At 35.8% G+C, this 21,693-nt stretch carries 20 protein-coding genes; 5 read left to right on the top strand and 15 right to left on the bottom strand.

Annotated features, from left to right (window positions below):
- Positions 1 to 214: 214 nt before the first annotated feature.
- Entirely contained in the window at positions 215 to 4,114 is a 3,900-nt protein-coding gene (hrpA, locus tag M1F25_RS10765) for an ATP-dependent RNA helicase HrpA (RefSeq protein ID WP_181489665.1), read from the bottom strand.
- A 215-nt stretch (positions 4,115 to 4,329) separates the two neighbouring features.
- Here hrpA and M1F25_RS10760 point away from each other — a divergent pair, with 215 nt between their 5' ends.
- Positions 4,330 to 4,929: an FMN-dependent NADH-azoreductase gene (locus M1F25_RS10760; RefSeq protein WP_140172448.1), complete on the top strand. Its 600-nt coding sequence runs from the start codon at positions 4,330 to 4,332 to the stop codon at positions 4,927 to 4,929.
- Positions 4,930 to 5,008: 79 nt separating this feature from the next.
- On the opposite strand, the gene M1F25_RS10755 is transcribed toward M1F25_RS10760, so the two are convergent.
- From M1F25_RS10755 to M1F25_RS10745, 3 genes are read right to left on the bottom strand one after another with little or no spacing between them, the layout of a single operon-like run.
- Entirely contained in the window at positions 5,009 to 5,338 is a 330-nt protein-coding gene (locus M1F25_RS10755; protein ID WP_112307036.1) for a YdbL family protein, read from the bottom strand.
- Entirely contained in the window at positions 5,335 to 5,547 is a 213-nt protein-coding gene (locus M1F25_RS10750; RefSeq protein ID WP_050763751.1) for a YnbE family lipoprotein, read from the bottom strand. Before M1F25_RS10750 ends, M1F25_RS10755 begins: the two co-directional genes overlap by 4 nt.
- Before the next feature lie 11 nt (positions 5,548 to 5,558).
- Positions 5,559 to 8,156, bottom strand: a complete 2,598-nt coding sequence (locus tag M1F25_RS10745) for a YdbH family protein (protein ID WP_232368746.1) — start codon at positions 8,154 to 8,156, stop codon at positions 5,559 to 5,561.
- Positions 8,157 to 8,390: 234 nt separating this feature from the next.
- On the opposite strand from M1F25_RS10745, the gene M1F25_RS10740 reads away from it, so the two are divergent.
- Both M1F25_RS10740 and M1F25_RS10735 read left to right on the top strand, forming a co-directional pair.
- Complete coding sequence (locus M1F25_RS10740) at positions 8,391 to 9,389, top strand: 2-hydroxyacid dehydrogenase (protein ID WP_036958125.1); 999 nt, start codon at positions 8,391 to 8,393, stop codon at positions 9,387 to 9,389.
- 14 nt (positions 9,390 to 9,403) lie between these two features.
- Positions 9,404 to 9,841: an META domain-containing protein gene (locus tag M1F25_RS10735; RefSeq protein ID WP_004254875.1), complete on the top strand. Its 438-nt coding sequence runs from the start codon at positions 9,404 to 9,406 to the stop codon at positions 9,839 to 9,841.
- A 77-nt stretch (positions 9,842 to 9,918) separates the two neighbouring features.
- On the opposite strand, the gene grxB is transcribed toward M1F25_RS10735, so the two are convergent.
- Positions 9,919 to 10,557, bottom strand: coding sequence for a glutaredoxin 2 (gene grxB, locus M1F25_RS10730; RefSeq protein ID WP_181489664.1), 639 nt, complete (start codon positions 10,555 to 10,557; stop codon positions 9,919 to 9,921).
- A gap of 681 nt (positions 10,558 to 11,238) precedes the next feature.
- Here grxB and M1F25_RS10725 point away from each other — a divergent pair.
- Positions 11,239 to 11,556, top strand: coding sequence for a helix-turn-helix transcriptional regulator (locus tag M1F25_RS10725; RefSeq protein WP_318839872.1), 318 nt, complete (start codon positions 11,239 to 11,241; stop codon positions 11,554 to 11,556).
- Positions 11,557 to 11,747: 191 nt separating this feature from the next.
- On the opposite strand, the gene M1F25_RS10720 is transcribed toward M1F25_RS10725, so the two are convergent.
- The 4 genes from M1F25_RS10720 to M1F25_RS10705 all read right to left on the bottom strand — a co-directional run bounded on the left by M1F25_RS10720 (position 11,748) and on the right by M1F25_RS10705 (position 16,668).
- Complete coding sequence (locus M1F25_RS10720) at positions 11,748 to 12,743, bottom strand: fimbrial protein (RefSeq protein WP_096863701.1); 996 nt, start codon at positions 12,741 to 12,743, stop codon at positions 11,748 to 11,750.
- Complete coding sequence (locus M1F25_RS10715; RefSeq protein ID WP_096863700.1) at positions 12,734 to 15,217, bottom strand: fimbria/pilus outer membrane usher protein; 2,484 nt, start codon at positions 15,215 to 15,217, stop codon at positions 12,734 to 12,736. The genes M1F25_RS10720 and M1F25_RS10715 overlap by 10 nt, the downstream gene beginning before the upstream one ends.
- A 9-nt stretch (positions 15,218 to 15,226) precedes the next feature.
- Complete coding sequence (locus M1F25_RS10710) at positions 15,227 to 15,928, bottom strand: molecular chaperone (protein WP_004254911.1); 702 nt, start codon at positions 15,926 to 15,928, stop codon at positions 15,227 to 15,229.
- A gap of 119 nt (positions 15,929 to 16,047) precedes the next feature.
- Positions 16,048 to 16,668 carry a fimbrial protein gene (locus M1F25_RS10705; protein WP_181489662.1) on the bottom strand — a complete coding sequence of 207 codons (621 nt, stop codon included), beginning with the start codon at positions 16,666 to 16,668 and terminating at the stop codon, positions 16,048 to 16,050.
- A gap of 763 nt (positions 16,669 to 17,431) precedes the next feature.
- Here M1F25_RS10705 and M1F25_RS10700 point away from each other — a divergent pair.
- Complete coding sequence (locus tag M1F25_RS10700; RefSeq protein ID WP_161595406.1) at positions 17,432 to 17,569, top strand: hypothetical protein; 138 nt, start codon at positions 17,432 to 17,434, stop codon at positions 17,567 to 17,569.
- 657 nt (positions 17,570 to 18,226) lie between these two features.
- Here M1F25_RS10700 and M1F25_RS10695 read toward each other — a convergent pair.
- The 6 genes from M1F25_RS10695 to M1F25_RS10670 form a co-directional block, all read right to left on the bottom strand.
- The gene (locus M1F25_RS10695) at positions 18,227 to 18,460 is read right to left on the bottom strand and encodes a DUF333 domain-containing protein (RefSeq protein WP_094963079.1); all 234 of its coding nucleotides are present in this window, start codon (positions 18,458 to 18,460) and stop codon (positions 18,227 to 18,229) included.
- A 307-nt stretch (positions 18,461 to 18,767) separates the two neighbouring features.
- The gene (locus M1F25_RS10690; RefSeq protein ID WP_094963080.1) at positions 18,768 to 18,977 is read right to left on the bottom strand and encodes a hypothetical protein; all 210 of its coding nucleotides are present in this window, start codon (positions 18,975 to 18,977) and stop codon (positions 18,768 to 18,770) included.
- A gap of 324 nt (positions 18,978 to 19,301) precedes the next feature.
- The gene (locus M1F25_RS10685) at positions 19,302 to 19,424 is read right to left on the bottom strand and encodes a hypothetical protein (RefSeq protein WP_004254926.1); all 123 of its coding nucleotides are present in this window, start codon (positions 19,422 to 19,424) and stop codon (positions 19,302 to 19,304) included.
- A gap of 30 nt (positions 19,425 to 19,454) precedes the next feature.
- On the bottom strand, positions 19,455 to 19,895 hold the full coding sequence (locus tag M1F25_RS10680) for a YcgN family cysteine cluster protein (protein WP_004254930.1): 441 nt from the start codon (positions 19,893 to 19,895) through the stop codon (positions 19,455 to 19,457).
- A gap of 20 nt (positions 19,896 to 19,915) precedes the next feature.
- The gene (locus tag M1F25_RS10675) at positions 19,916 to 20,572 is read right to left on the bottom strand and encodes a fumarylacetoacetate hydrolase family protein (RefSeq protein ID WP_094963081.1); all 657 of its coding nucleotides are present in this window, start codon (positions 20,570 to 20,572) and stop codon (positions 19,916 to 19,918) included.
- 19 nt (positions 20,573 to 20,591) lie between these two features.
- Positions 20,592 to 21,680, bottom strand: a complete 1,089-nt coding sequence (locus M1F25_RS10670) for a lytic transglycosylase domain-containing protein (protein WP_181489661.1) — start codon at positions 21,678 to 21,680, stop codon at positions 20,592 to 20,594.
- Between the last annotated feature and the right edge of the window lie 13 nt (positions 21,681 to 21,693).

The following is a 21,693-nucleotide window of genomic DNA, read 5'->3' as shown; positions in this document are numbered from 1 at the left end:
CTCCATAATTTTCTAGTCGTAATTTCCTTCACAATTTTCACCCTCCTTTACAATTTCCCCTCTCCTTTGCTGGTTAAAATTTCTGTTGTATGAGCTTCGCTGCTTATATTTTTATCATTCATTAGTATGTTGTAACTAAATAATTAAGGCCAACTAAAAATGAAAAGCGCTTCACATACAGAATACGTGAAGCGCTAATTAGTCAAAATAAGGCTTACAGTTGTTGAGATAACTGTTCCATCGCCTGCATAATTCGCTTATCCGAAATTGGATATGGCGTTCCAAGCTGCTGGGCAAACAGACTGACTCTCAGTTCTTCAATCATCCAGCGAATTTCTTGGACTTCTGGCATATTTCTCTGAACTGGAGATAATTTTACTAACCATTGCTGCCACATATTCTGAACATGCTCTACTTTACTCAGTTGTGCACGATCTCGGTTAGGATCAATAGCTAGTTTTTCTAATCGCCGCTCTATTCCATTTAAATAACGAAGAATATCAGGTAAGCGTTTCCAACCATGAGTAGTCACAAAACCTTTAAACACTAAGTTCGACATTTGTGTTTTTATATCCGATAACGCTATTGCCATCGAAAAATCAACCCGCCCTTTTAGACGTTTATTGATTGCAAACACCGCCGTTAATATTTGTTCAACTTGCTTAGCAATATTAACAACCACATCATTTAATTCTGCCCGTGCAAGCTCTTTCAGTTTTTCAAACTGTTCTTCATTCCATACCGCGCCACCAAAATCAGAGATTATTTGGTCGACACCACAAGCAATACAATCATCTATTAACTCCAATACCTTGCCATAGGGGTTAAAGTACAAACCCAATTTTGATTTATTGGGTAGTTTTTCATGTAAATACTTAATTGGCGATGGAATATTTAACAGTAATAATCGACGCACCCCAGCCCACATTGCTTGCTGCTGTTCTAATTCTGTTTCAAACACCTTGATACCAACACTATTTCTTTCATCGACTAATGCAGGATAAGCTTTAACGGAATATCCGCCTCTCTTTTGCTCATAGCGTTGAGGTAATTCACCAAAACTCCAAATATGTAACCCATGTTGCTCAATACCGTCATCTACAACTTCAGACAACGTTTCTTGCACTTTTTCTTTTAGGCTATTTTTTAGCTCATCAAGATTTTGCCCTTCCGCAACGGTTTTATTTTTGTCGCCTACAACACGATATGTCATTTTTAAATGAGCGGGAAGTTGCTCTAATTGCCATGATTCACGTTCAACAGTGACACCTGTCATACGGCGTAATTCACGTTCAAGTTTATCCAATACACTCCCCTCAGGCTCAGGGACTCGTTCTAAAAATGCAGAAGCATAGTTAGGTGCAGGAACAAAATTTCGCCTAATTGGTTTAGGTAATGATTTAATTAAAGCAACGATTAACTCATGACGCAGTCCCGGAACTTGCCAATCAAAGCCAATATTCTGAACCTGATTCAATATCGCAAGTGGTACATGGACAGTCACTCCATCTGCATCAGTTCCTGGCTCAAATTGATAACTCAACCGAAATTTCAAATCCCCTTGATACCAATAGTTTGGGTAATCAAGAGCCGAAACATTACTCGCATCCTCCTTGATCAGCATACTTTTTTCAAAGCTTAACAAGTCAGATTGTTGCTTAGATGCCTTTTTCCACCAATTATCAAAATGACGAGAGGAAATCACATCATTCGGGATCCGTTGGTCATAAAATGCAAATAACGTTTCATCATCAACTAAAATGTCACGCCGACGTGATTTATGCTCCAAATCTTCGACTTCAGATAATAATTTCAGATTTTCTTTAAAGAATGCGTGGCGTGTGACCCAATCCCCTTCAACCAATGCATGACGAATAAATAATTCACGGCATAATAACGGGTCAATATTCCCATAATTAACCTGCCTTGATGCAACAATGGGTAGCCCATATAAAGTCACTTTTTCTGACGCCATTACCGCGCCTTCAGATTTAGACCAATGAGGCTCACTATAACTATGTTTAGTTAAATGTTCTGCTAAGGGTTCAACCCACTCAACATCGATTGATGCGGCAATTCTTCCCCATAATTTCGACGTTTCAACAAGTTCCGCAACCATTGCCCATTTCGGTGGTTTTTTAAATAAACCCGACCCAGGAAAAATAGTAAAACGTGCATTTCTAGCCCCAGTAAACTCGTGTTTATCTGCATCTTTTTGTCCAATATGTGAAAGCAGCCCAGCCAATAACGAAACGTGAATGCTCCGAAAATCAGCCTCCGCACTATTAATGGCAAAACCTTGCTCTTTTACCACTTGCCTCAATTGGGTATACAAATCTTGCCATTCCCGAATACGCAAGTAATTAAGAAAATCTTGGCGACACATTTTTCTAAATTGAGCGTTAGAAAGCTGTGTTTGTTGTTCTTTTAAGTAATCCCAAAGATTTAAAAAAGCTAAGAAATCTGATTGCTTATCATGGAAACGACGATGTTTTTCATCGGCAGCTTGCTGTTTGTCTAACGGTCTCTCCCTAGGGTCTTGAATTGATAATGCAGAAACAATCACCATTGTTTCACGTACTGCCCCGTGTTTACGTGCTTCAATCACCATACGAGCAAGTCTTGGGTCAACAGGAAGCTGGGCTAACTGCCTGCCTATATCCGTTAGTTGATACCCTTTATCCGCCTGTTTATGGGACTTAATGGCACCTAGCTCCTCCAGTAATTTCACACCATCTTGGATATTACGTTTATCTGGAGCCTCCACAAATGGAAATGCAGAAATATCACCAAGACCAATAGAAGTCATTTGTAATATAACTGACGCTAAATTCGTCCGTAAAATTTCAGGGTCCGTGAACTCTGGGCGTGATAAGAAGTCACCTTCTGAGTATAAACGAATACAAATCCCGTCAGAAACACGGCCACAGCGCCCCTTACGTTGGTTAGCTGAAGCTTGAGAAATGGCTTCAACAGGAAGACGTTGTACTTTGGTACGGTAACTATAACGACTGATTCGTGCATAACCGGTATCAATGACATATTTTATACCCGGTACAGTTAATGATGTTTCTGCTACGTTTGTTGCAAGAATGATCCGCCGTCCCCCATGAGGATGGAAGATACGATTTTGCTCACTATTCGAGAGCCTTGCGAAAAGAGGTAAGATTTCAGTGTGGCGTAAAGAAAGTTTTGATAACGCATCGGCGGTATCACGAATTTCCCGCTCACCACTCATAAAAATCAATATATCGCCATTACCTTCAACCGATAGTTCATTTACCGCATCAATTATCCCATCAATTTGGTCACGGTCACTATCGTTCTGGTCTCCCATGATAGGACGATAACGAACTTCAACAGGATAGGTACGCCCAGACACTTCAACAATTGGGGCATGACTAAAGTGCTTCGAAAAACGCTCAGGGTCAATGGTTGCTGATGTAATAATAACTTTTAAATCAGGACGTTTTGGTAATAATTGACGTAAATAACCTAAAATAAAGTCGATATTCAGGCTTCTTTCGTGAGCCTCATCGATAATAATTGTGTCATATTGCAGCAGCAGTTTGTCATTTTGTAGTTCTGCAAGCAAGATACCATCAGTCATCAATTTGACTTGCGTTGTTTCACTCACTTGGTCACTAAAGCGTACTTTATAACCAACATTTGTACCTAGTTCACATTCAAGTTCTTGAGCTAAGCGTGACGCAACTGAGCGCGCGGCTAAACGTCTTGGTTGAGTGTGACCAATAAATCCTAGAACCCCTCTGCCAAGTTCAAGGCAAATTTTGGGGATTTGCGTTGTTTTACCTGACCCAGTTTCACCAGCAATAATAACAACTTGATGTTTTTTAATGGCATCTAAAATGACATCTTTCTTCTGGCTAACCGGTAAATTATCCGGATACACAATTTTAGGCGCATTTAATCTTTTAATTTCAACCTTTTGCTTTGCCTTTTCAATATCTATTTTGATAGCATCAAGTACCGCAGAGCGCGATTTTTCGTTCTGGATCTTTGCAATACCTTGCACTCTTTTTTTCAGTAACCATTGGTCACGTAATGAAGTTTGTCCAATATCAGCGGTTAATGCTGTCAGTATGGATTTCACCTGTTGAATCCTTATCTTTAATAAATTTCAATACACGATAGCCAATCAGCTTCGCAATTTGTGAGGGCTAAATTTCGCTTTTATTTTTAATTGTTGTTATCACATAAAAATACCATCAATTTTTTTGAAGAAAGCTATCTAATATTTTTCCTATCAATCAGTTACACATCACGTATTATTACCAATAAAGTTTTACCTAAAAAATAGAGGAACACATGAGTAAAGTATTACTATTGAAATCAAGTATTCTGGCTGACTATTCACAAAGCAATAAAATGGCAGATTACTTTATTCAACAATGGCAGGAAAAACACTCAGCAGATACAGTAACTGTACGAGATTTAGTCAAAGAGCCAATTCCAGCGATTGACGGTGAAATTTTAGCAGCTTTTGGTCCAAGTGACACGAAAACAGAACAACAACAAGCACATTTGGACCTGTCAAATGCATTGATTGAAGAAATTAAAGCTCACGATGTGATTGTTATTGCAGCCCCGATGTATAACTTTACGATTTCTTCTCATTTAAAACACTATTTCGACTTTATCGCTCGCTCAGGGCACACGTTTAAATATACAGAACAAGGTTCTGTTGGCTTATTAAAAGACAAGCGCGCATATGTATTAACGAGCCGAGGCGGTATTTATAAAGACACACCAACAGATACCATGGTGCCTTATTTAACACTATTTCTAAATTTCATTGGTATTACCGACGTTGAGTTCGTTTTTGCTGAAGGCACGTCGTTAGGCCAAGAGTCAGTCGAAAGGGCACATCAACAAGCACAGAGCCATATAAATACCATTATTGCTTAAAATATATCCTTTTAAGCAAGGTATTGTTAAAACCCAAAGCTACCATTGCTATATCTTGCGCACTTTCTGAGTGCGCTTTTTATTTCTTTTGTAACCATTGACCATTAATTCCACGCACAAACTCCCCAGGATTAGCCCGTTCTACAAGTTTTTGTCCTGCTATCCTTGCGACATCATTTGTTTTTAGGTTATTTTTTGCAGCAATTTCGCTGTATCTTTTTTCCCGTTCTTGGTTAATTTGTGCCGCTAGTTTAGCAGCCTCTGGATTACTCGTATTAATTGGAGCTAAATACCCCGATAACGTTTCCCCTAATAGACCTGTTTCTTTGGCCTCATCAACCGTTATTGCTATAGCCTGAAAGGCAGTCAATAACGAACACAGGGCAAATACTTTGATTATTCGATTCATTTTGGGTTTACCTCACCGAACAAATCACTATTTTCTTTCAATAATTCTTCTACTTGCCTATCCGCTTTTATTTGGATTTCATGTTCAATTTTTACATTCATATTAATATTGATGGGTTTATCCGGTGTTGCGACCTCAACTCGCAAACAAGCTGATAACAACAACACAATCGATATAGCTGTAGTAAATTTTAATATTTTCACGTTCATTCTTATGCTCATTATAAATTTTTTTCCAACCACTCTTCTAAAGAGCTACCAAATCGTAAACTACGCCATAATTGAAAGATATTTTCTTCATGTTGATAATGCAAATGAACTTCGCGTTTTTTCTTTTCTTGCGTGTTATACCCTTCAAGGATTGTTGTCATCTTTAACAGCCCTAAGTTTGTGACATTAACATCTGTACGGCTGCGTTTTATTTCCAAATATTGTAACCAACCCATGGCCGAACCCGCAGATATATTATCCTCTCGGATAGAATCAACAAATTGGGTATCTAACCGTAACGTTAATGGCCCACTATTTTCTAACCATCCATCTTTAACTATCCATTCTGGATTGTTTAAATAAAAAGGTAATTCACCATTAACTTTACCGGAGACAGCAAATTGCGACACTTTTAGTATGGTAAATAACTGGCTAAGTTCAATCTGCTTTAATTTTATCGTAGAGGCTTGAATTTGTGGCCAGCGCAGTAAACCCATCGATATTTCACCTCCTAATGTTTTAAAACCTACATTAGTCAGTTTTAATGGCGAATTTTCCGTTGGCGGATAAGAGCCAGAGAGGTCGGCTTTAATATCCGTTAATTCAAATAAATTATTAAGCTGTTTAATACGCAACTCAACGGGTGCTTTCCCCCCCAAAGTCCAGGTACTTTGTTTTAAACGCCACGGTAAAACAAAATCTAATCCTGATAATTCGCCATCTTTTAACCAAAGGCTAGTATTCTCGACACGCCAATGTCCTCCAGCAATAAAACCCTCTTCCGGTGTTATTGAAAAAGCGGCTTGAGAAAATAATTTGCCTTGTTTTAATTCAATTCCAAGGTCAGCAGGAATTAACGTTTGAAAAGCTGTGACCGACTGTTCAGGCCAACGAGCTTCCCCTCTTAATCTTTCACCGTCCCAGCGCCCAAAGATGACTATTGGCCCGACATCTTTAGTACTTAAATCGCCTTTAAGTTGAAACTCAGCAGGAGATTTTCCCCTAAGATCTGCGTTTAATGTGATCCTTGGCAGATAACTTTCAGTGCCGAATTGCATCCGTTCACTGGTAAGCTGTAATTTTCCATTAAAACTGGCTTTATTCTGATCACGTTGCCAAATCAATGGTTTACTTAGCTGTAAACGTGGAGCCCTCATCGATAAAAGCCCATATTGTATTTGGTCAAACCCTGTATTTAAGCTATTTAATGTGATTAAAGTGTCCTGCCAACTCCCATTACCCTTAATATCCCAATTAGCTGATAATGAGGGCAAATTGGCATTTCCCCAATAATTCCAAAACCATTTTCCCTTATCTAAGGTAAATTTATTAGCTTTGCCATCCAAATGAATATCAAAACTCCCCCAATATTGCTCTTTAATTTTTAGAATAGCTTGTAAACGTCCTGAAATACCCTCTTTTCCTAACGATGTTCCTGCAAGTGGTAATCTAGCTTCATTAAGAACCAGTGTTTCCGAAAGACGGCCATAAGCTCTTAATAATGAACTGGATAAAAAAGAAATTTTGGGGGCAGCTAACTGGCCTGAAACCTTTGCAGGCAAATTAATATCCAGCACCATATCATCATATTTAACTTGGCCATGTAACCTAAAATTAATATCAGCATTGAGTAAATTTATCTGAGTAGATGGCACAGCTAAGACAATATTGGCTTTCCCTTTCTTTGCTTGTGTGAGCATATTAATACGCCCAGAAAATACCATTTCACTTAATGTATTATCCCAGTTATCAACTTGAAAGCTGATACCGCCTTGTAAAGGGATATCTGCTTCTTTCCATTGCCACTTACCTTGCGCTATTTGTATTTGAGAAGGCGATAGTGACCATGGTAAATAAAGCAATTCTTCCTTTGTGTCTGTATCCATGACGCTAAAGACACCTTGGTCATTCAACCAACTGAATTTAGCTTGTAAGAATTTTTCTGGATTGATTAACTTAAAATAAGCATTCAACTCCCCTTTTTCTGGAAGCTGATTTGCCATTAAGGGGAGCTGCACATCACCAAATAATTCTATTGTTTGCTTTTGTTCTGGTAGAAATGCTAAAAAATTTTGAATGACTAATTGGTGTTCCGTATTAATTAAAGATGACAACCTTAAATTGCCGCCCCTAAAATCAAACTCTAGAGGGTTAACCTGATTTTTACGCAACCAAATACTGCCTTGGTAATCACTCCATGGCTGTATGTTGGTATTATTGATAACTAATGAAAAAACCGGAATATTATCGATAAGTTCTGCAATATTAATCGGCTCATTATCCATTTCATTCGTTGGCTCAAGAGCACTCAAACATTCAGTTTTAACATCAAGGTCATCCACAATAGCGTGTAAGGGAAAGATAGAAAGTCTTGTGCTATTCAACTGAACTAATGTGCAATTATTTGCTGTTATACTGATATTTGCTATATCCAACTGGCCATGACTAATTCTTGGTTCTGAAAACGACAGTTTAAATGGCTTAGGAAGATAGTGTGATGCAACAACTGGAGCCCAATGGGATATCGTTATCCATAAAAGTATTAAGAGAGCAATGCTTCCACCCAAAAAGCAGAGTAATATTCTGGATGCTCTTTTCATTAACTGCATTACTACATCCCTTGTTTGAATTGTTCTATAGCGCAAGTGATAAATTTCAACAAAATTTCCTCATTAAACACGATACTAACAAAGATAAACCACATTCAATCGTAAACAGATACCTATTTTCTTAATTTATAGGTGATTTACAAACTTAATTGTCTTATTCTGAGTTTATATTTTGTAGGTACACCTTTTTACCTACTCTTTTCTAATTGGTTCCTAAAAATTGGAGTCTTCATGATGAAAATTGTCTCTTATAGTACCAAACAGTATGACCGCAAGCACATGGAACAAGTTAATCAAAATTCTGGATTTAATTTTAGTATTGAATATTTTGATTTTCCATTGACCGTTCAGACAGCTAAAAATGCTGTTGGTGCAGATGCTATCTGTATTTTCGTTAACGACGAAGCTAATCGTGCTGTTTTAGAAGAACTTGCCGCACTCAATATTCGAATTTTAGCTTTACGTTGCGCTGGTTTTAACAATGTTGATTTACAAGCTGCTAAAGAATTAGGTATTCAAGTTGTCCGTGTTCCCGCTTATTCTCCTGAAGCCGTTGCCGAACATACTGTTGGTATGATGCTGTGCCTTAACCGTAGGATCCATCGAGCATACCAACGTACTCGAGATGCAAATTTTTCTCTCGAAGGATTAACAGGTTTTAATATGCATAACCGCACTGCTGGAATTATTGGTACCGGAAAAATTGGCCAAGCGACGCTACGTATTTTAAAGGGATTTGGAATGCGCCTACTCGCACACGACCCATACCCGAACCAAGCTGTTTTAGATATGGGTGCTGAATACGTTGACTTGGATACTTTATATGAACAATCAGATATTATTTCTCTTCATTGCCCATTAACACCTGAGAATCATCACCTACTCGATGAAAATGCATTCAAGAAGATGAAAAATGGGGTCATGATCATCAATACAAGCCGAGGCGCATTAGTCGATTCTGTTGCAGCAATCAATGCACTAAAATTACAGAAAATTGGCGCTTTAGGTATGGATGTATATGAAAATGAACGTGATTTATTTTTCGAGGATAAATCTAATGATGTAATTCAAGATGATGTTTTTCGTCGACTTTCTTCTTGTCACAATGTGTTGTTTACCGGGCATCAAGCGTTTTTAACGGAAGAAGCATTAACAAGTATCAATCAAACTACGCTTAATAATATCCGTCAGATTAGTCGTGGGGAAAATTGCCCTAATATTGTTAACGCATAGTTGGATCGGGAACCATGAAACGCCTAATTCCACTTACTATTTTGGGTTTATTGCTAGCAGCATGCCAAACTCATCAAGTCAATGCGCGTAATGATGACCAAGCACTTGAAAATAAATTGATGCATCATCGTTTTATTTTAACTGAAGTGAATGGAAAGACGATTAGTAGCAAGCAAACTGCACCTTTCCTTGCTTTTGGCGAGAAAATGTTTGTTTCTGCATCAATGTGTAATGATTTTAACGGATTTGGCAATATCAAAAACGCAAAAATCACCGTAAAAAACTTAAGTAAAACTGAACTCGAATGTGTTGATGAAGATTTATCTAAATGGGATTCAATGATAAATCGAGTACTGTCTGATGGCGCAGTTATTTCATTAAACAACAACCAGCTAGTATTAATTCAAGGTCATTACAAATTAGTTTATACACTACGTGACTACGTCCATTAATGAATTATCCTGTACAACCGCCTCTTTTAGAGGCGGTATACGTTTGCCATAACCCACTGAACTGGCAGCCAAATAGGCTATTTCGCCTGATCAAATAGCAAATTAATATTCGAGGTTTTTGCAATTCGCTCCATATAATCCCGAATATTTGTGCTAAACGATAAGTGCTCAACTATACTCAAACTACGTAAGGTTGGAAAAATAATAAAATCATTAATATCAATGTCTTCACCACGTGTTTCTAACCACTCATCTAATAAAGACAATTGGGGCTCTAATTCAACTAGCAACGTATGAGTTTCTTTTTTAAACTCGTTTAAGTCACCATAAGATTTTGATGTTCTAGCGATATATGCCGCCCTCGCTTCTGCTGTACTAATTTCAGGGAAATCAGTTTGTGTAAAACGTGGTGTCACAAGCTTATATACCACAGCAGAAACCGCTTTAGACCAAGCCTCTACTTCAGGGGTTATGTTTCCTCCTGCATATTTAGGTTCATTAATGCTATCTACATAATGAACAATATCTAAGCTTTCAGGTAAATAACTTCCATCGTCTTTTTGTAAGATAGGTAACATTTTTCGACCTATCATTTTTGTTGGCGTTTCTATGTCATCATCGAATAAAACGATTTGCTCTACTGCTAACTTTTTTAAACCAAAAATCATTCTAGCTCTAACACAAAATGGGCAGTGGTCATAAATATACAATTTCATTGTGGACCTCACTAATTTGGTAATGAAAGTGCCAATAGGTTTTATACAGTATACTTGAGTACCCACATTTATGCCTTATCACGCTTGTAAAAATTTGTTTAGCGCGAGGAAAAATATATATAATAAAGTGCACAATATCTCAATAATAAAATCTAGGTCGTGGCATAATATGTCTGATGAAGATGTTCCATTAACAGAGTAATCATTTAAGATGATTTAAGCATTGAGTTAATATCAATTAAATTAATATGTCATAAATATCATTGATTTATTTTTTACCTTTAATTTTAATAACTAAATACTTTAAGTGAAAATTAAGTAAAAAAACAAAAAGTTAACATGCCGTAACGATATATTAACTTTGCTTCCTGATAATTTTATCACAACAACAAGGATGCAATAATTTGATTTTAAAGAAAAATAAAACAAAATAACTATAAAGGAAATTTAAAATTTATATTTTTCGCTATGAAAAATAGTAACGATAGATATTTTTACTTATTCAACAACAATAACCACATTAAAAGTAATGCTATCTTATTGCAAATAACCAAACTAAAAATAGCGATTTTCATCATAATTATGTTCATTAAAACTTTTAAATCTATTTATTTTTTAATATACTATGAAACGTAATTTGAATTAAGTGCATTAAATAACAACTTTTCATATAAATTGAGGATGTCATATGGAAATTCATACTATAATTGGTATAAAAATAAAAACCGGAGAAAAGAGCTCGGTCTATCAGGTGCGAATTTAGCTGATAAATTAAATTTAAGTCAACAGCAAATATCTCGTTATGAAAATGGTATTAACAAAATTCCAATTAATCATTTAGTGGATATTGCTGAAGCATTAAATTGCCCTATTGAATGGTTTTTCCAAGGTTATGTAAGCAATTCAAAATCAAATAAAAATGAACCATCTAATGAACTCAACCAAGAGCTAATATATACAGCTGAAAGTGTCATTGCCCCCTCTAAAGATAACTTTTAATGTAAATAAAAAATTAATTTATATAAATAAAATGCAAGTAACATAGACATTTCCATCCCGTGTTATTTGTACTTCACTTTCTTTAGAACTATAAAAGTAAAAAGGCTAATCCTCTATATGAAGATTAGCCATACATTTAAATTTCATAAAATTAACTAATGGTTTTAGCAATAAATTTTATATATAATATTTTAATCATAGGTAATATTGAAAACCATTTTAGAATTCACTTCTCCAGCAGAGATTGTTCGTTCATACTGGTAATAACGAGCTTTATAATTTAAGTCAAGATATTTTGTTTGCCGGTCAACTAAATTTCCAACTTTATATTTTTCATTAAACATAAGTGATTTATTAGTCTTACGCTCTAAAACTTGTATACCAACTCCCGCAGCTCCACTGGTGGATTTATTTTGATTAACCAAAACACCTTGTCGATTATTCATGTTTTTTGGAATATCACCACTAAAAGTCATATTAACATTTGCAAAACCAGAAATACTGACACCACCGCTGCATATTAAGCGAATATCAAAATCTTTTTCACCTGCCGTTGTTCCAATACCATTTAATTGTGAACGTTTAATTGGATCAAGATAAACATTTTTTTCGCTTCCCCCTTCAATTTGACAAGACGGAGAAACTATTGTTATCGCTTCAGCATCTAATTTAGTGATCAAAAATGGGTTATTATTTGGAATGTACCCATAAGATGTATAAAGGCCACTAGCTATAGTTCCTGAGCCTGTAACAGGAGCGGTTTTCACTAAAGTTAAAATAAACTTTGATCCCGCAAGATAATAATTACTTGATCTAGGGGCATAAAATGTATCCGGATACGTCATTCTCACTGCACCTTCACGGTGGAATTTCATACCAATTCCAGGAACGTTTGTCTGGTAAACCTTATTTCCTACTGGAACTAAACTTGGCATAGTAACCGAAGCCGTTATCGGTGTATTTCTTGTACAATATGCATATATTGCACTTGAATTTTCCCGCATATCCCAAGTTTGCTCCGCAATAGTATCCCCAACCTTTAAGTTAGGGTCTACCACGACCCTCCCCATCTGCATATTTAATACATATGTCCGAGTTGAGGTTCTATCACAATACGCAGAAACGTAACTAGCGGTAAGAAACACACCAACTCCGATATACAAGCGAATTTGTTTCGTTATTGACATAAAATTTCCTTACTATTGCTAGCTTCTAAAGAAAATGAACACTGCCCATTATCCCATTTTATAATTGCAACGTTTGCAGTTTCACTACTAATAAATACGGTTCCACCTTGACCAACGATACCTATGGATTCACCATTTATATCAGTAACGTTAGCCCCAAATGGCAATGGTTTATTTCCAGGCCTTACAACATTAAATGCAATATTTTTTTCGACTTTAGTACTAAATTTAACCTTAACGATACTTCCTTCATAAGGAACAACTTGTGTGGCCGTATTTTCAAAAACAATATCTTCAGGACTTCCTTTCGGATCAATTTCTACATTATTAATACGATAAGCCCTAACATAAGGAGCAACAGCATAACCATTTCCATCGATACGAGTTCCAGGTGCACCCATGATTGATGCGCCTTCCGCTCCTTTCGCTTCGATCAGAGCTATCGTTGTTGAAGTATTCGGTGTTAATGTTACGCCCTCAGAATGCACAATAACCGAACCATTTGCGCCAAGACCGAACTGACGATATCCCTGACCTTGGCTATAATTCGCATTCGTATTAACAAATGGTGTACGGTAACCTGTGTTCAAACCAATATTCTTCTGTCCACCGTTTGCAACAGAGGTATTTACGCCATAAGTCCAATTATTATCCCTATCGAATGCACCACTCGCACCGATTTGGCTAGAGCCAAATTTTTCATTATTGAATGTCGTATTTGAGGTCAGTGTTGCACTCTGACTTTCGCCAAAATACAGTGGGTAACTAAAGTTTATGTTAATGCGATCATCTTTTTTATTATTCGTATTATCTGCATAAACTCTCATAAATGCGACACCATAAGAAAGACGGTTAAAGTTATTGTTATAACTTAATTGATATTGCTTTTCTGTCCCCGACTTATCCCAATAATTAGAAATACGTCCCGTAAAATAAATCCCACCGTAACCATCAGGAAGATTTTGATTTACTGTATAGCTGAAACCATTTTTCTCACGTCCTAAAGTATTCTCTACGCCACGCTTATCATTATCTATCGCATATAATGCATTGCTGACGTTATAGTAATCCTTCGTTGAATACCTATAAGCAGCTAGCACTAAGTTAGTATCAGTTTGAGTAAATAAACGACTAAAAGTTAAACGGTAGCTTTGCCCATTTTCTGTTTTATATTTGAATGCCGTTCTCGACTGAGTTAAATCTACAGCAATTGCACCAAACCCTGTGTTAACACCAGTACCTACTAAGTAGGCTTGATAATCATCAAATGCAGTGACGCCGCCATATAGCGTAAATGTATTATTTAAACCATGCTGAATAGTACCCTGCATAATAAATGGACGATTTCTCAGTCCATCCGCATCCGCTTTACCACCAGAAACTTGATAACGTGTAAAACCAGGACGTAATAACTGTGCTAATGAAGAATATGGCACGCTAAAGCTGCTTTCACTTCCATCAGCTTCTTTTACCGTTACAACTAAATCATTTCCGTAACCTGATGGATAGACATCCGTTAAGCTGAAAGGTCCTGGCGCAACTGTTGTTTGATAAATAATAGAATTATTTTGCGTTACCGTTACTAAAGCATTACTTTGTGCTATTCCCCTAATCTCAGGCGCGTATGTTGACATTCCATCAGGATACATATTGTCATCTGTTGCTATTTTTGCGCCTCGTAAACTAATACTGTCAAAGAGATCACCATCTGTATAAAACTGTCCTGCTGTCGCTTTTGACTTTAGTTCGGTTATTGGTTTCTGCAGATATGTTTGATTACTATTCCAATTCGTTCCATCGTGACGTTGCCAGTTAAGATTTCCAATATGTTTAAGCAACCATCCATCAAAGCTTAAACCAGCATTCAGTCCCAAATAAGCACTGGCGTTATTAGTTCCTTTTGAACCACTAGTATGGTTATCATAATAGTTAGCCATATAACCGATATTTAGTGCAGGAATTCCCGTTTCCCAAAATTGGGGAGAAACATAACCACGGGAAATTCTCTGTTCATATATTTGCGGAACAGAAATATCTAAACGCAATGTAGAAGAATGAAATGTATCAACGACGTCTTTTTGGTCATTCCAGTCTTTTAATGGTAAACAAGCATTACTATCTTTACTAACTGTAGGGTTTAGTTTTTCAATATTAATACCAAAATCAGATAGCATTTGTGGTGTATAACAGACTACTAATTGACCACTTTTCTCTTCTTCAAAATTAAGGTCGTAGCGTCCCTTCCAATTGTTATTTGTATATACGTCAACTGAATATTTTCCGGGACTAATCCCTGAAGAATTGAAACGTGTTAAATCAACATCTTCTTTACTACCTATAATAAAACCACTATTAAATTCATAGGTTGTATCTTCTTCACCCCAAGCATAAAACGTAGGCACTATGCATGCAGTGACAAAGCAAGTCACAGAGAGCGTATTGCTATATTTATTTATTAACTCTCGCTGTTTCATTATATATTCCTATTTAACGGTGGTTTTCACCGAAATATCTGAACCATAATCATTAATATTATTAATTACGATATGACTTCCTGACCTTACGACTTGTTTTAATTCAACTATCATTTGAGATTTCGGTTCTAATAAAATTGTTTTTTCATTCAACCCAGATTTACCATCCGTTGAAATTTTTGTAATAGTAATATAATAAGGTGTCGGATTATCTATAATAATACTCTTCCCATTTGCTTTTATAACAAGTTGCTCTGGCGCTAATTCACGGCTACTCAGGCCTGTTGGCCGATAAAAGAATTTAAATCTAGAGCGGATCGCTAATTGCAATACATTCTGACTATCGCCTTCTTTAGCTTTAGCCATAGGGGGAATATCTAATATATTCAACCACCATAAGCTTTCGCGATCCTGAGGAATGCTTCCTTTATCCATTAATTTAATTCGTAAAGTTTGTCCACCTTTAGCTTCTACACGAGAGATTGGCGGTGTAATCTGAAATGGTGTTTTTATCGTATCCGGTGTTTCTGACGCATCACCTGTATCAAGCCACGCCTGTGCAATTGCAGGACGGTCGGCAGTGTTATTTAATTGCACGGTAATTTCTTTTTCATTTCCAGGATAAATAAACCGTGTACCATTAACGATAATATTATTAGCAAATGAATGCGTACTGAAAATGAAGCAGAAGATAAATACTATTGCTTTCATTTGATCCTCAAAATAAAAGCGGAAGTATACCTACCGCTTATCATAGTAAAGCTGATTAAGTTAATATTTAAAGATTACTTACGTAACTAAAACTAATAAGAAATTAGCTTATTAAGTTATTATTGGTAAGTGATTTCATAAGTTGCATAACTTTTAACTTCACCTGTTGTTACATCTTTAGGTGTAGAAGTTGCGTAACCAACGTAATATTGGAAACGAGCCCCATTTTCAACTTTAGTCAAATCACCTTTAACTTTTTTCTGAGATGGATTGCCAGGAATAATTTTACCTGACAAGTCAGAGTTATCATCAGTTGAAAGTGCTAATTGAATATTTTTAGCACCTGTAGTTTCAGTATTTGCTAAGTAGCCTTCTGAATTACCTGATGCACCTTGCAGTAAGTTACCACCAGTCCAGTTAACGTTTAATAATGTTTTATCAATAGCCGAGTCATTAGCAACATCTTTAACATCTGCTGCAACACAGTTTGTTACATCAATAACAAAAGATTTTGGCTTTAACAATGCATCTGCACCACCGTCACGTACTTCTGTTAATGATACTGGTGCTAAGTAAACACTAGCATCACTACCTTGTCCATCAACAGAAACAGTACAAGAAACATCCGTTACTTTACCGTGAAAGTTAACTTGGCCGCCACCAACGTTGGTGCTTGCAGCGTTAGCTGTTGATAACCCAATAATAGTTGTTGCAACTGCAGTCAGTAGTACTTTCTTCATTTTCATTTCCTAATATGAGGGTAATTATTTTTTACATTAAAAAGAACTGATTAAGTTTTTGTTTTATTGTTAGGTAAAAAATACAAACAAAAGCCGAATCATACATGGAGTATGACTTATGGCTTATGTTTCACTTTGAACCATTCGTTTAATGCAAATAAATATATTTCTTAATTAGTCCTATTTAGAATTTATAACCATATGCTCTATATGATTTCGAAGAGAGGATACATAATAACTTAAGTTTTATCAAATCGTTTTTTTCATCGCTAATTTATTTTTTGATAGTTAAAAACTATTAAATGACAGGCATTGATTGGGTATTTTGATTTTCAATATTCACTAATTTACTCGTGAAAAGCCTAACATTTAGTTTTTAATGTCTAATTTTTTTAAATATAAGATTAAAAACCAACAAAAATCATTATATTTAGATTTAATATATATTTTCATTTACATTTTGACACTTTATCTCACATTGTCACTATAAAATTAATCCATTATAGAGTATCTGAATAGGGCAAAATCATTAATTAAATTAATGATTGTTGATCTGTAAAGATATGTCACTCCAAACAATTAAAAATATTGAATTCCGAATTATTATGCTTGAATATCAATTTCACTCATTATGAGTGTATAGATATTCTTTTATATCAACAATCAACTTTAGTCATTATTATAATTTTAAAATATGCTTTTAAGCGAGGTAAATATCGATTTTAATCTAAATTAAAAAATAAATGGAGTGATGGAAATAAATATGAAAGAAGAAATAGTGATAAAATCGCAATATAATCCTTTATTCATTCAACTTCTTATTGAAGTAAAAAATAGAATATCAAATCATTTAGCCGAACCTATGTTAAAAAAAATTATCATTATTTTTGATATAGAATAAGAAAACATGATTAACTGAACAAACTATAGCCTGTGTTATGTCAATTTTCTCATTTTCTAACCATATGAAAATAAGAGTATTTTCTTAAAACGAACACTCTATGAAAATGTGATCTATACGGCAAACTTTAACATTAAGAATATTCCTAAATCACTCACTATGAGTGTTAAAGTGTGATCTAAACCAAAAAGCCATCGATAAAAGACGCTTTATCTGCCTATTATTTTTCTATTCACGGACAGTTTAGCGCCGTTTTAGTAAATCAATCGCTCTAATAAGCCTAATTTATTTAGCAATTACATAACATAAGGTAGCTGTTTCTATTTTAGTACCATAAATTATCGATTATGAGACATTAATGGATAAAAATATTTTATATCAATAATTTGCCATAAAAATATGATGACACCTTTACAAAATCCATATAAGGCCATCAAAATATGGGAACTCCCCGCATAATGTGTCTACGAAGAATTTCATGTGTACATAAACATAGGTATCTAGTTGATCAGCTGATAAAAGCACATATATTGCAGGTAGTAATATCGGCTAATTTCAAGAAATGATTAATCTAAAATAGAAATATTGTTAGATTGGAGCCACAGCAAAAATCTTGCAAAAGATTTTTGCTGTGGTAATCAAGAAGTGAATGATTGATTAGTGTTTTTTCTGACGGTATAGAGCCCATTCCTCAACTTTTTCACCTGATGGTAAAATACAGTAACCTACCTGCCCTTGTGCTGTATCTACAATTTCCAGAGTCCCTCCAATTTGTTCGCAATATACTGATGCTGGATTTGCCATGCCTACAGCCTTAGGCTCTATTTCGGTTTTATTGGAAACACATCCAGAAATGAGCACTAAACTAGCTAATACAAGTACTTTCTTCATAAGAAATATTTTTTAAGTCAGTTTGGAATGTTTGTTTATTATAACGGAATGAAACTAATATAAACTGGTTTTTATTCATAAATAAAGCAACATCGCATTTAATGTTCAAAACTTCATCAGCAACAGTCAATAAATTACTTTAGTCTATCAGCATTATTACTTAAAATTTCAACTGTCAGCCTGCCATGTTTACCTCTAAGAGTAATTATTGGCATCTTACTTATATCTATCAATATCTGGATTATATCAAATAATACTAGCTAACATTTTATGACTATATATCTATTTGTAAGCCATAAAGCCTATTTTACTTCCGTCTTTTATTGTCAAATAGGACAATTAAAACACCACAAAATGCGACTAACAAACTACCAATAATATAATTCTGTCTATCAAATGCCAGGCCCATATCTTTCACACTTTCCCCATAAACAATAGGAATGCTTACATCCATATTGTAAGAAATAATCGCAGTAACGAGGCCAATAATTGTGAGTACCACACCGAATGTTTTCATTTCCATCCCCCTACATTTGTATTTACTAAAAATAGATTAGCGAAGTATCTTGAGAAAGGCAAAATGAGAGGTCACAAATTACAATATTTTCTTAAATAAAAAATATTGTAATTTAAGCCATAGCGGGAAAATACTGGTTAATGATCAATTATAAAGATAATTTTTTATGCACTTAAAGTTTTAAGTCAGAAAAACTCGTAATTAGATGTAATATGAAGTATTAACTATAAGTATTCTTATTATTAATAGGATAAATAATCACACCCAGTTTTAACATGATGATTATTACTGTCTACTTTTATTCAAAGCACTATAATACATTGATTAAAACGTATAAAACATCATCAATGCAGCTTGGCTAAATTTTTCAAAAAAAGAAATCATCGCAGGCAAAATAGCAATATTTAGAATGGCAGCTAAGCCTACTGTTAGTAACGAAATTTCCATAATAATTTATTGTATATTGAGGATTTATTACTATCCCTTACCCATAGGCCTATTCATTATGTGTTCTTCCCAGTCCACCACATCAATTTCTCTGACAGCAATATGGCGAACGGACACACCTTCATTATGCATAGCCGCTTTGGACCCTGTTTTTAATGGATGCCAAGCTGGGAGAGTTTTACCTTCTAATAACAAGCGGTAAGCACAAGTACTTGGCAACCATCCAAATGTTTCTAAGTTATAGCGATTAAGCTTTATGCAATCCGCTTCATAACTGAAGCGGTCTTCATAATGCTTACACTGGCAAGTTTTTAGATTTAGCTGATTACAAGCGACATTAGTGAAATAGATTTCATCAGTATCTTCATCCATTAACTTGTGCAAACAGCACTGCCCACAACCATCACAAAGAGATTCCCACTCTTCATCTGTCATTTCATCTAAAGTTTTAACTTGCCAGAACTGCGACATAATACTTATTAATCCTATACTTAAATAACCCGAGTAGTCAGCGAGTGATCATTAATTGATAATTTTAGCATATCACCAGAAGCTAATGGACCAACACCTTCAGGTGTTCCCGTTAAAATAACGTCCCCTGCACGCAATGTGAAAAAACGGGACATATAGCTAATCAGTGGTAAAATTGGGGTGATCATATCACGCGTCGAGCCCTCTTGGCGAACTTCACCATTAATTTCTAAAGAAAGCTGAACATTTTGTAAATCATTTGGGCTACTGACAGGAATAAAACCCGAAATTGGGCATGACCCGTCAAATGATTTGCTTTTTTCCCATGGCTGACCAGCTTTTTTAAATTTAGCTTGTAAATCACGTAAGGTTAAGTCCAATGCAACTGCATAACCTGCGATAGAGCGCGATACACGGTCTTCATCCGCATTTTTTAATGGCATACCAATTAAAATTGCCATCTCAATTTCATGATGAACAGAACCAAAGTCTTTTGGAATAACAATTGATTGAGTAATGTCACACAAAGCAGTTTCTGGTTTAATAAAAATAACGGGCTCTTCCGGTGTAGCAGACCCCATTTCTTTTATATGCTTTGCATAATTACTACCAACACAAACAACTTTATTTGCAGGAAAATCAAGTAACGCACCTTGCCAGTCACGATGTTGATACATAATAGTACTCCTATTATCGTTATTTTATTTTATTAGCGATACCATCTGCCATCATGCATACGCTCAATGCAAAATAATATGAGCGGTTCCAATGCATAATGGTACGGAAATTTTCAGTCACTAAAAATGCCCTGCCTTCAGGGTCATCAGGGATAACCACCCACGTTTTTACGTCTGAAGGTAACTGAGCAAATGCAGGTAATGCCACACCTAGTTCCTGCCATTCACTGACAGATTTCCCTTGTTCCGCTTTTACGCCTTCCAACGTTTTATTAAAATCTGCAGGTAAATTAACTTGGTAACCCCATGGCAATTGTGCTTGCCAACCTTCTGTTGACAAATAATTAGCGATGGATGCAAATACATCAGATTTATTATTCCAGATGTCCATTTTTCCATCACCATCACCGTCCGCTGCGTAGGACAAATAGGAGGTTGGCATAAATTGACTTTGGCCCATAGCACCAGCCCATGAACCTTTAAGTTGTTGATCTTCTGGAATATAGCCTTTATCCATTATCTCAAGCGCAGCTAAAAGTTGTTTGCTAAAAAGCGCTTCTCTTCGCCCCTCAAAAGACAATGTCGCAAGTGCTGAAACCACATCCTCTTTACCCTGTGAACGTCCAAAACCACTTTCTAATCCCCATAACGAAACAATGAACTGAGGTGGAACGCCATATTTATCACTGATAGCATCTAGAATGGATTTGTTTTCTAAATATTTGTCATAGCCCGCATTGATACGTGATTGTGGGAGTACATTTTTTAAATAGCTTGCTAATGTAACCGTCGCCCTTTTCTCTGGTTGGCCTTTATCTGCTTTCACAACACGCTCAATAAAATCAACATTAGCAAAAGCACGTTCAATGGTGTCTGGCTTAATCCCCTGAGTAATAGCATGTTCTTTCAGTAATTCCACATAAGCAGGAAATTGTGACGGTTCACGTTGTTCAATAGGGAATGCTTTGTCTAAAGCAACGACTTCTTGGGCTATAGCCGCATTTTGTTCTACTGTAATCGGTTGAGTAACAACTGATTCGTTCTGCGTTGCAGAACAACTTGTTAAAAACAAACCAGCGACTAATGTATATAATAACGTTGGTTTCATTCGTCTCCTCCAG

Origin of the sequence: Providencia sp. PROV109 (assembly GCF_033681625.1) — a bacterium.
Taxonomy (GTDB): Bacteria; Pseudomonadota; Gammaproteobacteria; order Enterobacterales; family Enterobacteriaceae; genus Providencia; species Providencia hangzhouensis.
The sequence above is the reverse complement of the archived record's forward strand: the minus strand, read 5'-3'. Positions and strand labels throughout refer to the sequence as shown.

What these genes read in the sequence shown, in the direction of transcription:
- M1F25_RS10700 (WP_161595406.1), top strand. Translation starts at nt 17,432, where the DNA reads ATGAAAGAAGAAATAGTGATAAAATCGCAATATAATCCTTTATTCATT.
- M1F25_RS10680 (WP_004254930.1), bottom strand. Translation starts at nt 19,895, where the DNA reads ATGTCGCAGTTCTGGCAAGTTAAAACTTTAGATGAAATGACAGATGAA.
- grxB (WP_181489664.1), bottom strand. Translation starts at nt 10,557, where the DNA reads ATGAAATTGTATATTTATGACCACTGCCCATTTTGTGTTAGAGCTAGA.
- M1F25_RS10755 (WP_112307036.1), bottom strand. Translation starts at nt 5,338, where the DNA reads ATGAATCGAATAATCAAAGTATTTGCCCTGTGTTCGTTATTGACTGCC.
- M1F25_RS10735 (WP_004254875.1), top strand. Translation starts at nt 9,404, where the DNA reads ATGAAACGCCTAATTCCACTTACTATTTTGGGTTTATTGCTAGCAGCA.
- M1F25_RS10705 (WP_181489662.1), bottom strand. Translation starts at nt 16,668, where the DNA reads ATGAAGAAAGTACTACTGACTGCAGTTGCAACAACTATTATTGGGTTA.
- M1F25_RS10690 (WP_094963080.1), bottom strand. Translation starts at nt 18,977, where the DNA reads ATGAAAACATTCGGTGTGGTACTCACAATTATTGGCCTCGTTACTGCG.
- M1F25_RS10715 (WP_096863700.1), bottom strand. Translation starts at nt 15,217, where the DNA reads ATGAAACAGCGAGAGTTAATAAATAAATATAGCAATACGCTCTCTGTG.
- M1F25_RS10675 (WP_094963081.1), bottom strand. Translation starts at nt 20,572, where the DNA reads ATGTATCAACATCGTGACTGGCAAGGTGCGTTACTTGATTTTCCTGCA.
- M1F25_RS10740 (WP_036958125.1), top strand. Translation starts at nt 8,391, where the DNA reads ATGAAAATTGTCTCTTATAGTACCAAACAGTATGACCGCAAGCACATG.
- M1F25_RS10710 (WP_004254911.1), bottom strand. Translation starts at nt 15,928, where the DNA reads ATGAAAGCAATAGTATTTATCTTCTGCTTCATTTTCAGTACGCATTCA.
- M1F25_RS10750 (WP_050763751.1), bottom strand. Translation starts at nt 5,547, where the DNA reads ATGAACGTGAAAATATTAAAATTTACTACAGCTATATCGATTGTGTTG.
- M1F25_RS10720 (WP_096863701.1), bottom strand. Translation starts at nt 12,743, where the DNA reads ATGTCAATAACGAAACAAATTCGCTTGTATATCGGAGTTGGTGTGTTT.
- M1F25_RS10685 (WP_004254926.1), bottom strand. Translation starts at nt 19,424, where the DNA reads ATGGAAATTTCGTTACTAACAGTAGGCTTAGCTGCCATTCTAAATATT.
- M1F25_RS10760 (WP_140172448.1), top strand. Translation starts at nt 4,330, where the DNA reads ATGAGTAAAGTATTACTATTGAAATCAAGTATTCTGGCTGACTATTCA.
- M1F25_RS10725 (WP_318839872.1), top strand. Translation starts at nt 11,239, where the DNA reads ATGTCATATGGAAATTCATACTATAATTGGTATAAAAATAAAAACCGG.
- M1F25_RS10670 (WP_181489661.1), bottom strand. Translation starts at nt 21,680, where the DNA reads ATGAAACCAACGTTATTATATACATTAGTCGCTGGTTTGTTTTTAACA.
- M1F25_RS10695 (WP_094963079.1), bottom strand. Translation starts at nt 18,460, where the DNA reads ATGAAGAAAGTACTTGTATTAGCTAGTTTAGTGCTCATTTCTGGATGT.
- M1F25_RS10745 (WP_232368746.1), bottom strand. Translation starts at nt 8,156, where the DNA reads ATGCAGTTAATGAAAAGAGCATCCAGAATATTACTCTGCTTTTTGGGT.